This is a genomic window from Clostridium zeae (assembly GCF_017312485.1).
Taxonomy (GTDB): Bacteria; Bacillota; Clostridia; order Clostridiales; family Clostridiaceae; genus Clostridium_AR; species Clostridium_AR zeae.
Window position 1 is genome coordinate 2039280 of the sequence record NZ_BMBA01000001.1, and the last position, 12262, is coordinate 2051541.

Here is a 12262-nt window from a genome sequence, read left to right on the forward strand (position 1 = left end):
AATGAAGATAGTATGTATTGGAGACAGTTTAACCTATGGTTATGGCGTAGCGCCTTCTAAGGGTTGGGTCAATCTTTTAAGAGCTTCCACAAAGTATGATATCATTAATAAAGGTGTTAATGGAGATACCACCGTTGGTATACTAAGTCGGTTTTCTAGAGATTGTATAGACTTAAATCCAAATATTGCTGTAATTATGGCTGGAACTAATGACCTATTAACCGGAAGAAGTATAGATAATATTGTAGATAATATTATTTATATGGTTAAAGAATGCTTAAATAATAATGTTAAGCCAGTGATACTAATCCCTCCCCTTACACTACCGAAGCTAGCAGAAATGAGCTGGTATTCTTCCATTGATTATAATTATGTAAATAACATGATAAATAGCATGGAGGGCTTATTTGAAAATAACCTTAGAGATATACTGCTTGTTAACTTTAATAAACTAATTCCTATGCTTGAAGAATACTATATTGATGGAATTCACCTTTCACCTCTTGGAAACGAGCTTATCTTTAATAAACTATTATCTGAGTTTAACAGACAAATGGATCAGCTTTAGTAATGCAGTAAAATAATTAAGGGAAGTTTAATTGCTGTGCAGTATAAGGTTAAACAAGTACATTAGTGTTTAATAAAACTGCAAGTCAGTTTAACCTTCCCTTAAAAAGAGTCACTAAAGCCACCTTCGTAAAACACATCATATTTACATCCAAAATCATGAGCTGCTTTAGCTAAAATATATTCTTATAATATGTATTTAAATACTCTACTACTTGTCGTCCAACTTCATAACCTTCAATAGTTGTATTATCTGCATAGCCATAGGAATGAATTAGATTCCCACAGGCAAATATTCCACCTATAGAGGTTTCAAATTTTTCATTTATAACTGGATATTTTGCTTTTGACTCAATATTGATCATAGCTTTTTCTGCTAGTTCACTTTCAGGCATCCATCCTACAGATAAAAGCAAGCAATCACATTCAATTTTTTCTTTCTCGTCATACATTATATTGCCTCTTTTATCGACTTTAGCTATAGTTACAGATTCAATCCTATCACGACCATCAACATCAAGCACTGCTCTAGATATTAATAACGGAATATCAAATTCATCTACTATTTGCCTTATATTATCTCTTTTAGCAATGACATCTGATTTTTTTTCAACTAAAGCTTTAATCTTAGCACCTTCCAATAGAAGTCTTCTTGCAATTACTAAAGTGATATCTGAAGATCCTACAATTACTATCTCTTTACCTGGTAAGAATCCATTGATATTTACGAATCTTTGAGCTGCACCAACTGTATATATACCTGCAAATTTATGAGTAGGTATATTAATATTGCCAGTAAACTTTTCTCTACTTCCAGTAGCTAAAATTACGCTTTTAGCTTTAATGTCAACTACACCTTCCTCAGGATTAACATAGCTAAGTACTTTATCCCTGTTTAGATCAATCACTAGAGTATCAAGCTTATATTCAATTTTCAATTCATGAACTTTATCCTTTAAAAATTGAGCATACTCTGGTCCAGTAACTTCTTTACTTAATACCTTTTTCCCAAAACCATTATGTATACAGATATTTAAAGTACCACCAAGTGTTGATTCTCTTTCTAAAATCAGTATATTCTTTACACCTTTTTCACTAGCCGAAATTGCAGCAGCTATACCTGCTGTACCACCACCAACTACAACTAAATCATATTGATACATATATATTCACCTCTTCTGAGCGCAATAATCCATTTAAACATATTAATTTTATCATAATTCTTTTTTTATTTATAGATATCTTAATTATAAGATAAATCAATTATTTCCTCACAGTTTCTTATAAGAATTTAAGTATGAAATGGTTCATGTATAGATAAATATGCTACACATACTAAATAGAAAAATGAGTACACTACTATTTAGTAGCTATTAAAATTTGAGAGGAGAAGTGAGTATTTATGACTAAAGCATCTAAGCAACATCAAAAAGATGAGACAAAGCATAAGAAAATACATGTAGGCCACAATCCTAGAGAGGAAAGCGCCAAAGCAGTATTTGGCGAACCAAAAGCTAAAGAGTATGACCCTAAAGACTTCAAAATTTAGATAAAATTAAAGAGGGTATGTACCCTCTTTATATGTAATGTATTAATTTTAACACTATATGTTAAATACGCCTCTAATTGCTTTATTATAATTTCTGCTTACAGGAATCTCTTCTTCTGTTCCATTAAGTTTTAATATAAAGGTCCCATTTATCCATGGAACTATATTTGTTATAGATTCTAGATTTACTATATAATTTCTATGGCACTTTATAAAATTAAATTGTTTTAATCTAGTTTCAACCTGCGACAGAGTCTCTTCACTAGTGTATATTTGATTTTCTGTGACTATATATACGTTACCTTCTTTTATATAGCAAAAAAGTATTTCTTCTATATTTATAAGTATAAGTGAATCTTTCTTCCATACAGGAAGCTTTTTTAATGTCTTATGAGTATGATCTTTCTCAATTTCTTTTCGTCCTTTTAATCTATTTATAGCTAGGAGTATTCGATCCTCAGAAAAAGGTTTAAGTATATAATCTGATGCATCTAACTCAAAAGCCTTAATAGCATATTTATCATGAGCTGTTACAAAAACAACCTGTATATCATCTACAATTTTCTTGAACTCCTCTGCAGCTATGAACCCATTTATGCCAGGCATTGATATATCTAAAAACACTGCATCCGGTTTCAAAGCACTTATGCTCTCAATTCCTTGCTTTACATCAGTATACTTACCTACTATCTCAACATCTTCATCCTTAGACAATACAAATGCCAGTTCTTCAATAGCGATCTTTTCATCGTCTATTATTAATATTTTAAGCATTTTTCTATCCCCTTACATCCCTTAATCTATTTATCACGTTTATTAAATTATCTTCATCATACGGTTTAGCTATATATGAATCTAAGCACCATGTATCAGCTTTAATATCCTCATACATAATTCCAGTCAACAATATAGTTTTTATATGTTCGTAATTTGTATCTGTTTTTACCTTTTTACATATATCTATACCATTAGATCCACTTAACTTATAGTCAGTGATTAATAAATCAAGAGTATTATTTTCCATTAACTCAATTGCTTCTTTTACATCATAAGCCTCAAATACAAGAACATCATCTATAAATTCTTCTATTATTTCTATGAGTAATTTTCTGCTATACCTTTCATCATCAACCACTAATATTTTAAACATCTGTTTCTCCCAAATTGTATTTGTTTATATAAATACTTATTTTAGCTTCTTCTGAGTTTATATCTATTGCCAAATCTCCATTATATTTAATCATCAATTCTTCTTTAAAAAGTCTAACAAATTCATCATTAAAGTTTTCATAATTTATATCTTCCTCTTTAAAGTTCTTACAGCTTACAACATAATTATAAGTATTATTAGTTGAATAAATATTTAAGCTTGAAGTCGCCCCTTTTTGATTAATTATATTAATCTTACAAGACAATTTTATCAATCTAAGCAAAAGCAACTTAGGCACACATTCCACATCATTGATGTTAGTTGCCAAGTCCAAGTCTTGCTCAAATCTTATCTTTTGAATGTATATATAAGAATTTAATGTTTTTATCTCTTCGCCAATTTTTACAATCTCTTTATCATTTTTTAATACATCTCTTAGATAAGTGCTTAGCTCCACAATTAATTTTCTTGCTAAGCTATCATCATTTCGTGAAAAATAAGAAATGATATTTAGTGTATTAAATACAGTATGTGATTCTTCCTCTAAAAGTTTTTGCTCTAAAACTTTTATTTTATAATTTTCATTTTGATCTCTAGTAGTTTTTAAGTTATTTAAGTAGTATAACATATTTAAAATTATAACAGCTAACATCCATGTAATTCTATAAGTTATAGCCATATATAAACAAAACAAATTAGCTAATATCAAAAAAGCTTCAAATATTTTTTTTAAATACACACTACAGTCTATTGTAACGTTTCTTCTAGTCTTCTTCTTCATAATGTCCCTCAACAAAATTTTCTGTTCCGTAGATTTCTTTAGCTTCTCCGTAGATATTTACCTTTTTATTAAAAGCACTCTGCTTTAAATCCTTCACTAAGATTGAAGAACATTTTATCAGCTCATCAATACTCCTTTCGCCATTCTTGGAAGCTTTACATATTTTATCACTAGCAAGTTCCCCCAGGCGAAGACTTTTTGATCCTAAGCTTTCAATTTCCTCATTTTCGATTTTACGTCCTAGTTTATATGCGTATTTCCCTACGTTCTTTAAAATCTTTTCTGTAGAAAGTCCACCTACTTCTCCTATAAACCTAACTATCTTTCCAGCAGTAAGCATGTCAGTCTAGTACCTCTCTATCTTTATAATTAATTAAATACTTGAAAGTACAATTAGTATAATGATTATTAATACTATTAAGCTACTTATATTATCGTACAATTATGTTATTTCATTAATATAATAAAGTTTAAAAGTGAATAAGAAATTCCTAAGTAATATTTTACATTGCTTTATAAAAGCAGATTATCTATATTATTCTTTACGAATTTAATTGATTAACTTTAAATTACATTATTATATAGGCTATTATCTAAGTAATATAATATAATTAATAAGGAATATCTTCAACAAATTTATGTATCTACTTGAATTTAATTTGTTTTTTGTAATTATTTATATACCTTTCCATTTTAAATATGTATAAATAAACGAACAAATTATCTAAAGCGATTGATTTATCCATTCACTTATAATATAATTTTTGAGTTAAGAATACTATTTTAATGAGGTGTTTTAATGAATATAAATAAATTAAATATTTCATCCATAAAGAAATTATTTAATGGATTAACCAAAGACAAAATAATTAGGGTAATTTTTTATATACTAATACTTTATTCTATATCTATTAAGGGAGCATTTTTCCTAGGTTTTGCTGAAAATAAAGACCCTTACTCCTTCAACTTTTTAACAGGTTATAACAAAGCACATCCATTTTTCAATTATTACTTAACTTTTACAGCTGCATTTCTTAGCTTTGGATTTTTATTCAAAGGTGTAGGAAAATACGTGTACATGCTCGTTATAAACATATTTTTAACCTTACTTATGATTGTAGACTTATTTTACTTTAGAGGTTTTTTGACAGTTCCATCTATATTAGTCACCACTCAGACTGCTAACTTAGATAACATGTCTGGAACAATCTTCTCATTAGTAAGTAGATATGATGTAGTGTTTTTAATTGACTTTATTATATTAGCTGTATATCTATTTTTTGCATCGAAATATTTTAAAAAGATAAAAAGAAGTGTAAAATCTTTTGCAATAGTTTTTGTTTTATCAGTTATTTATATAGGATATATTCCTTTTAATCTATATGTACTTCATAGAGAAGTAAGTGGCAGTTACATATTTAGTGGATATGACCCAATGGACTCAGCTAGATATTTTTCACCTGTTGGATATCATGTTTTAGATATTTATAATGTATATAAAGATTCAAAACCATATACTCTAACTGCATCAGAAAATAAACAAATAGACGATTATTTTAATAATAAAAAGGAAAATCTTCCTGATAATAAATATAAAAACATGTTTGCAAACAAGAATCTTTTAGTAATTCAAGTTGAGTCCTTAGAAAACTTTGTTATTAATCAGAAGATTGATGGTCAGGAGATTACCCCTAGCTTAAATAAACTTATTAATAATTCAATATATTTTCCTAATACCTTTGAGCAAGTTAACGAAGGGACAAGCTCAGATTCAGACTTAATGGTAAATACATCTATGTTACCATTAAGAAGTGGAAGTACGTTTTTTAAATATCCTAATACTACTTATTATTCACTGCCTAAACTACTTGAAGAGATGGGATATGATACAGCTGCAATTCATGCTGATAAAGGTTCGTTTTGGAATTATGCAGCCGGTCTTAAGGGAATAGGTTTCAAGAAATTCTTTGACTACTATTCATATGAAGATGATGAACAGATAGGTCTAGGATTAAGTGATGGAACATATTTAAGACAAGTTGTTCCTAAAATAAAAAGTTTAAAACAACCTTTTTACTCATTTGTTGTAACTTTGACAAGTCATGGACCTTTTGATCTTCCTGAAAAATATAAGGAGCTTAATATCAAAGGTGAACTAAAAGATAACATTATGGGTAGTTACTTCCAAAGCGTTCATTATACAGATAAACAAATAGGAATCTTCCTAGACAATTTAGATAAGGAAGGCTTACTTGATAACACAGTTGTTGTTGTTGTAGGAGACCATACTGGAGTTCATAAATATTATGATGATAAGGTTAATACCTTAAAGAATCCTGAACCTTGGTATTTGGATAATGGTAATCATACTGTTCCATTCATCATATATCAGAAAAACTTTAAAGAACCTGTAAAACTTGATACTTATGGAGGTCAAATAGATATAATGCCTACTCTAGCATATGTATTAGGTATAGATGAGAAAAAATATATAAATTCAGCTTTAGGCAGAAACTTACTGAACACAGATAAGAGTTTTGCAATACTTACTAATAAAACTTTTAAGAGCACAGGCAATGCTACTGACAAAGACAAAGAACAGGCTACAAAAGCTTTAGAGATTTCAGATAAAATGATAAAGAGTAATTACTTTAAAAACAAATAATACAAAAAACCATAATGCTATGCATTATGGTTTTTTCTCATTTTCTTTTATTAAATTTACTTCTTTATCCCACTTATCAACACTTTGCCCAGTTACAACCCACTCGCACATAACTACGCTTTCATTATCCTTAAGATTAATAGTTCCTATACTATTAGTAACTATACTTCCATTTCTAATTTGATATATATCTATCTTATCCTTTGTTACAATAAATACTAGTCTTCCATTATAAGCGGTATAAGCGTCTACTGCTGCTGGCACTACTACCTTTATAGAATTCCACGAAACAAAAAGCTTATCATGATTTACGAGCTTTTTAGTAGGTGGATAATTTATGTTAAAAGAAGCACCATTAAAATTATCTTGATCAATTGCACTAATTTTACCTTGAATTACCCAATGGCCGTTTTTTCTTATCATTGTATAATTTTCAAAATTAGGGGTTCCTACATTTAATTTTTCTTTTGCCTCATTTGATAAGTTTCCAACTTGATTATTCCATGCCTTATAAAAGGATTTTTGTGCTTCTTCTCCTAATAAAGTATTTATATCAACCCCTTTTAAGGTTTTGGTATTATCAACGGGTAATATTTGATCAGCAAAATAATTATTTTTAAAATTATTTCCCTTGTAATACTGTGTCGCAATATAATCATTTCCTACAAAAGATATATCCCTATATAAATCATATCCTAAAGACATGGCTCTAACTTTACTTACCTGTTCTTTTTCATTAACTTGAGTTACCTCAAATTCTTCATCTAAATACCCTTTATTCTCTGTATAGTTGACTTTTATCGTCCAGAACCCGTTCATACGAGGCACTAACAAGTCTTTTATCTCTTTAGGTTCACTTAGCTTATCATCCTTAAAAGACACCCATAGGGTTCTGTATTCTGCTGGACCGTACTGTCCTGTGCTTAGTTTTTCTCGTGAAGATTTTAATCCTATAAGAACCCCTATAGGATCATTATAATTCTTGTTCAAATTTGCAATAGAGTCCTCAGATTTTACATTAACACCTACATCCCATTGACCTAAAGTACTATCATCTGTTTTTGTTAAGTTATATAAAACGTTCTTATATATTAGTAATCCACTATTGTTATCCAGTTTTATAAAATCACAGAAGACATTATTATCATCTGAAACTGAGGTAATTTCTACATCCTTATTATCTGAAAATATATTTTCCGTCCACTTGTATTCGTTAGCTAAAAAATCCCTTCGATTCACTACTTTTAATTTATATCTAGGATTCCCAAGATAATTATGTCCTATTGCTGCTAATCCTGAATTAAAAGATATACGTTTAGTTAGTAAATCTTCTGCTTCATTTTTATCGCCACCATCCATAATCACATACTTAGTCGCTTTCCAACTCCCATTTATATCCAAGCTAATAACTGTAGGAGCCACTATTATTTCACCTTGCTCCTTTGTTTTTGATGGACTTGAACAACCTATCAAGCATAATGTTAATAATAAAATAGTTAAAATTTTAATTTTACTTCTCATATACACACCATTAAGTCTCAAAAGGAATGGTAACCATTACCTCTGTTCCTTTATTTTCTTCACTTTTTATTTGAAAAGTTCCCGAATGCATACTTATTATTTCGTCGCAAATAGACAATCCTATACCATTTTGAGATTTAGAATTTTTACCCTTAAAAAACTTTTCTTTAACCCTAGGAAGCTCTTCTTTACTTATCCCGCAACCATTATCTTTAACTAAAAACTTAAGTAAATTATCTTCTCTATATACTTTTAACAATACTTGACCATGAGCAGCTGTAAACTTAAAAGCATTGTCTAATAAATTAATAAGTACTTGCTTTAGCCTACCTGAATCAGCATCTATTGTAGGTAAGTCTTGTTCACATTCAACTATAAAATCTATACTTTCTCTCTCTGCTCTTGGTCTTAGGTATACATTCACATAATCAACTAATTGGCTTATATTAATACTTTCTATATTTAGTTTTACTTTTCCGGAGACAAATCTAGAAAAATCTAGAAGTTCTTCTACCATAGCTGACAATCTATCTGATTCCTTTTCAATTATCTTAAATCCAGTATCAAGCATGGTTCTGTCTGTTTTTTCATTGTTCAATACTATTGCCCATCCTTTAATAGCTGTCAAAGGTGTTCTAAGCTCATGCGATACAGAAGATATAAAATCATTCTTCAATTCATCTCTTTTCTTCAATTCTTCAGCCATATAGTCTAAGGTATTAGCTAAACTACCTATTTCATCTAATCTTTTGCTATTACTTCTAACCATTAAATCACCAATAGCCATTTTTTCTGCAACCTTGGTAACTTTCTTTATTGGATTGACTATACTATTTGCCAACATATAACTTACGAACACACCTACTAGAAATACCATCACCCCAATAGATATAAAAATGATTGAAATACCCCTTATAGATTTATTCACTTCTTTAAGAGAAGTTACGAATCGCAGTACTCCGACTATTTTTTCTCCAGAAGTCAAAGGATACGAAACTGCCATTACCTCATTTGTATCATAATAGACCTTTCCTATCCATCTTCCTTGTTGACCTCCCTTTATAGCCTTTCTTACATCTGTAGTATCAATTACATCTCCCTCTTTAACTCCTAAGGAATCCATTAATAGTTTCCCTTTATCATCAAGTATTTGAACCTGAGCATTAGTTTGTTTCCAAAAAACATCTACATTATCATAAATGTTTTCAACTAATGATGAAGAAGAAAAATATTTGTTATAAAAATCAGCAGAAGTCTTTACTTGGGTTGATAATAAAGCTTCAGTATTATCATAGTAATATTTTCTTAAAAAGAATATGAATAGTACTTCCAAAAGAGTTACTGTAACAAAAACTGCTACAAGAAAATTTATAGTAATTTTAGTTTTGATACTAGTCATATTTCATCTCCTATTTCTTCCACCTATAGCCAGTTCCCCATACTGTTTCTATATATCTTGGGGTAGAAGCTGAATCCTCTATCTTTGATCTAAGTCTCCTTATATTTACATCAACTATTTTAGGATCCCCAAAAAAATTTACACCCCATACTAAATTTAAAAGTTCATCTCTACTAAATGCCTTACCAGGATTTTCAAGAAATATCTTCATAAGTAAAAACTCTTTAGGAGTGACATCAATTTCTACCTGTTGTTTAAAAAGTTTTTGCGAGTATAGATTCATTTCAAAAGGTTCTAATATCAATTTATCTCCATCACTCTTATCCACTTTTTCATCCATTCTTCTCAATAAGGCTTTAACTCTTAAAGTTACTTCTATTGGATTGAATGGCTTAACTACATAATCATCAGCTCCAAATTCTAATCCCATAATTCTATCCATGTCTTGCCCTTTTGCTGTAAGCATAATTATCCCCATGTTTGGGTATTCTTTTCTAAGTCGCTCACATACTTTAAACCCATCAATTCCTGGAAGCATAACATCTAATATGGCTACATCAGGCTTCTCTAAAAGAGCCAGTCGTATTCCTTCTTCTCCGTTATTAGCTTCTATTACTTTATAATCATTTCTTTCAAAATTTATCTTAAGAAAACCTCTTATGCTATCTTCATCTTCAACTAATAATATTTTTGACATACTTGCACCATCCTATCTAAATAATATGTAACTATAAATAAAGATATATGAAATTGAATTTAAATCTAAGCTAAATATAATATATGCTAGTGTGATTATAACATATCGATATCCACTTCGTACTAGAATTTATATTTTTAAATTCTCATATAAAAATCAGTAAGAGCTTTAAAAATAAGTTTCGGTTGAAAGTGGTACATCTTTACATAAAACTAGAAAAGTAGAGATACACAATACTGTGCTCCCTACTTATAGCTTGTACATTATTTTAATGTTTTAAACTCATATCCTTTATTTTTTAAATCTGCTATTATTTCAGGGAGAACTTCGGCTGTATTTTCTTTTCCATATGTATCGTGCATTAGTAGCACTAGCTTCTGCTGATTCTTAAATGTTTGCCTATATCTCTCAAGAAGTTGTTCCTTAGATTTCGGCTTTCCTTCAGCATCTCCTACGAGCCCATTCCAATCTATGTATTTATATCCTCTGTCATAAAAACGCTTATCAGTTTCATCAACACCTTTCCATGACATATGTCCTCCTGGAAACCTTACTATTCTACTTCTAAAATCTTGTCCTAGTACTTCTCTTATAGCATCATTATTTTTATCTAATTCAGCCATAAATTTATCTGCATCAACTTTGCCTCCAGGATATAAATTATTATAAATATGTGTATATGTATGATTACCGATAGAATTTCCCTGTTTATATGTATCTAAAAGAATTTGTTTTGCTCTAGGATCTTTTTCTAGTTCTTTCCCTACTATAAAAAATGTAGCTTTTATATCATTTTTTTTCAACACTTCTAAAACTTTAGGAGTCACTGTTGTTGAAGGGCCATCATCAAAAGTTAAGAAAACAATTTTTTTACCATCATTTATTTTTATGTTTTTTGATATGAAATCTTGTATTGGCCCTGCATCATATGCATTTTTATCTAATTTCAATTCTTCATTTATAGACTCAGTAAGAGATACATTAGACTGTGCTGAATTATCTATAGCTTCTTGTTTTATATTTCCCTCAACTACAGCTGCTTGTACAATTTCTTTCTTCACTATATTATGTCTATAATAAGCAGTAATGAATATTGAGGAAACAACTATTGTCCCTGCAAATAATATAATTCCATTAATTCGTTTCCTTATTTTCATTCGTTTCTTCCTCTTTCTTTTCATCCTTAGATCACTGCCTTCAAACAAGACTACCATCTCCTATAATTATATTACATAAATATAATGGATTTAAAATAACAATAAATATTCTTTTCCATACATAAATAATAAACTATATTATAGAATGATAAATTACATTTTTATAAAAATAAATTACAATCCTGTAACATGTTGTCTTTATATAACAAAACAACTATGGTTTTAACACATTTCTATAATTTTTTAACCATATTCCTCCATTTTATATAATAGTTTTACATTATTATGGTTTACATAAATTAATTATACAATAATTTTGTTAATAAAAGAACATCATAAAACTTTTTTAACATCACAATTTATGGAATTTGCATATTTTTTTATATAACAAAAAACACCAGCTAATTATAACTGATGTATCAATTTCAAATGGCTCCGCGAAGAGGGCTCGAACCTCCAACCTATCGGTTAACAGCCGAGTGCTCCACCATTGAGCTATCGCGGAACATTATTTAATTAGAAAGATTGTTCTTTCAAAATTGCATTAAGTTAACTTTGTAATAATTTGTATTGGTCAAGCCCTCGACCTATTAGTATCGGTCAGCTGAACATGTTACCATGCTTACACCTCCGACCTATCAACCTCGTGTTCTTCGAGGGGTCTTACTAGCTTACGCTATGGGAAATCTAATCTTGAGGTGGGCTTCACGCTTAGATGCTTTCAGCGTTTATCCCTTCCCGACGTAGCTACCCAGCTATGCTCCTGGCGGAACAAC

General features: G+C 29.6%; 12 protein-coding genes, 1 tRNA gene and 1 rRNA gene. 3 read left to right on the plus strand and 11 right to left on the minus strand.

Annotated features, from left to right (window positions below; translation table 11 throughout):
• Position 1: 1 nt before the first annotated feature.
• Complete coding sequence (locus J3477_RS09325) at positions 2–568, plus strand: GDSL-type esterase/lipase family protein (protein WP_206869556.1); 567 nt, start codon at positions 2–4, stop codon at positions 566–568.
• A gap of 172 nt (positions 569–740) precedes the next feature.
• Here the strand turns inward: J3477_RS09325 and J3477_RS09330 are convergent, their stop codons facing one another.
• Positions 741–1730, minus strand: coding sequence for an NAD(P)/FAD-dependent oxidoreductase (locus J3477_RS09330; protein WP_206869557.1), 990 nt, complete (start codon positions 1728–1730; stop codon positions 741–743).
• Positions 1731–1969: 239 nt separating this feature from the next.
• Between J3477_RS09330 and J3477_RS09335 the strand changes: the two genes are divergently transcribed.
• Entirely contained in the window at positions 1970–2116 is a 147-nt protein-coding gene (locus J3477_RS09335) for a CPC_1213 family protein (RefSeq protein WP_206869558.1), read from the plus strand.
• 54 nt (positions 2117–2170) lie between these two features.
• Here the strand turns inward: J3477_RS09335 and J3477_RS09340 are convergent, their stop codons facing one another.
• From J3477_RS09340 to J3477_RS09355, 4 genes are read right to left on the minus strand one after another with little or no spacing between them, the layout of a single operon-like run.
• Positions 2171–2890, minus strand: a complete 720-nt coding sequence (locus J3477_RS09340) for a LytR/AlgR family response regulator transcription factor (RefSeq protein WP_206869559.1) — start codon at positions 2888–2890, stop codon at positions 2171–2173.
• A 4-nt stretch (positions 2891–2894) separates the two neighbouring features.
• The gene (locus J3477_RS09345; protein ID WP_206869560.1) at positions 2895–3266 is read right to left on the minus strand and encodes a response regulator; all 372 of its coding nucleotides are present in this window, start codon (positions 3264–3266) and stop codon (positions 2895–2897) included.
• Complete coding sequence (locus tag J3477_RS09350; RefSeq protein WP_206869574.1) at positions 3259–4047, minus strand: histidine kinase; 789 nt, start codon at positions 4045–4047, stop codon at positions 3259–3261. The genes J3477_RS09345 and J3477_RS09350 overlap by 8 nt, the downstream gene beginning before the upstream one ends.
• On the minus strand, positions 4031–4387 hold the full coding sequence (locus J3477_RS09355) for a hypothetical protein (protein ID WP_206869576.1): 357 nt from the start codon (positions 4385–4387) through the stop codon (positions 4031–4033). Before J3477_RS09355 ends, J3477_RS09350 begins: the two co-directional genes overlap by 17 nt.
• Positions 4388–4846: 459 nt before the next feature.
• On the opposite strand from J3477_RS09355, the gene J3477_RS09360 reads away from it, so the two are divergent.
• Entirely contained in the window at positions 4847–6712 is a 1866-nt protein-coding gene (locus tag J3477_RS09360; RefSeq protein WP_206869577.1) for an LTA synthase family protein, read from the plus strand.
• A 24-nt stretch (positions 6713–6736) separates the two neighbouring features.
• On the opposite strand, the gene J3477_RS09365 is transcribed toward J3477_RS09360, so the two are convergent.
• The 6 genes from J3477_RS09365 to J3477_RS09390 form a co-directional block, all read right to left on the minus strand.
• Positions 6737–8233: a hypothetical protein gene (locus tag J3477_RS09365; RefSeq protein WP_206869579.1), complete on the minus strand. Its 1497-nt coding sequence runs from the start codon at positions 8231–8233 to the stop codon at positions 6737–6739.
• A 10-nt stretch (positions 8234–8243) separates the two neighbouring features.
• A complete protein-coding gene (locus J3477_RS09370) occupies positions 8244–9632 on the minus strand; it encodes a sensor histidine kinase (RefSeq protein ID WP_206869582.1) in 1389 nt (462 codons plus the stop codon).
• A 10-nt stretch (positions 9633–9642) separates the two neighbouring features.
• A complete protein-coding gene (locus tag J3477_RS09375) occupies positions 9643–10329 on the minus strand; it encodes a response regulator transcription factor (protein ID WP_206869584.1) in 687 nt (228 codons plus the stop codon).
• Positions 10330–10592: 263 nt separating this feature from the next.
• Complete coding sequence (locus J3477_RS09380) at positions 10593–11486, minus strand: polysaccharide deacetylase family protein (protein WP_206869586.1); 894 nt, start codon at positions 11484–11486, stop codon at positions 10593–10595.
• Positions 11487–11916: 430 nt separating this feature from the next.
• Positions 11917–11991 (minus strand) — tRNA-Asn (locus J3477_RS09385).
• A 65-nt stretch (positions 11992–12056) separates the two neighbouring features.
• Positions 12057–12262: ribosomal RNA gene (locus J3477_RS09390) — 23S ribosomal RNA — on the minus strand; the annotation flags it as partial.

Bases quoted from the DNA above. Each gene is read 5' to 3' on its own strand.
- J3477_RS09325 (WP_206869556.1), top strand. From the start codon at position 2: ATGAAGATAGTATGTATTGGAGACAGTTTAACCTATGGTTATGGCGTA.
- J3477_RS09330 (WP_206869557.1), bottom strand. From the start codon at position 1,730: ATGTATCAATATGATTTAGTTGTAGTTGGTGGTGGTACAGCAGGTATA.
- J3477_RS09335 (WP_206869558.1), top strand. From the start codon at position 1,970: ATGACTAAAGCATCTAAGCAACATCAAAAAGATGAGACAAAGCATAAG.
- J3477_RS09340 (WP_206869559.1), bottom strand. From the start codon at position 2,890: ATGCTTAAAATATTAATAATAGACGATGAAAAGATCGCTATTGAAGAA.
- J3477_RS09345 (WP_206869560.1), bottom strand. From the start codon at position 3,266: ATGTTTAAAATATTAGTGGTTGATGATGAAAGGTATAGCAGAAAATTA.
- J3477_RS09350 (WP_206869574.1), bottom strand. From the start codon at position 4,047: ATGAAGAAGAAGACTAGAAGAAACGTTACAATAGACTGTAGTGTGTAT.
- J3477_RS09355 (WP_206869576.1), bottom strand. From the start codon at position 4,387: ATGCTTACTGCTGGAAAGATAGTTAGGTTTATAGGAGAAGTAGGTGGA.
- J3477_RS09360 (WP_206869577.1), top strand. From the start codon at position 4,847: ATGAATATAAATAAATTAAATATTTCATCCATAAAGAAATTATTTAAT.
- J3477_RS09365 (WP_206869579.1), bottom strand. From the start codon at position 8,233: ATGAGAAGTAAAATTAAAATTTTAACTATTTTATTATTAACATTATGC.
- J3477_RS09370 (WP_206869582.1), bottom strand. From the start codon at position 9,632: ATGACTAGTATCAAAACTAAAATTACTATAAATTTTCTTGTAGCAGTT.
- J3477_RS09375 (WP_206869584.1), bottom strand. From the start codon at position 10,329: ATGTCAAAAATATTATTAGTTGAAGATGAAGATAGCATAAGAGGTTTT.
- J3477_RS09380 (WP_206869586.1), bottom strand. From the start codon at position 11,486: ATGAAAATAAGGAAACGAATTAATGGAATTATATTATTTGCAGGGACA.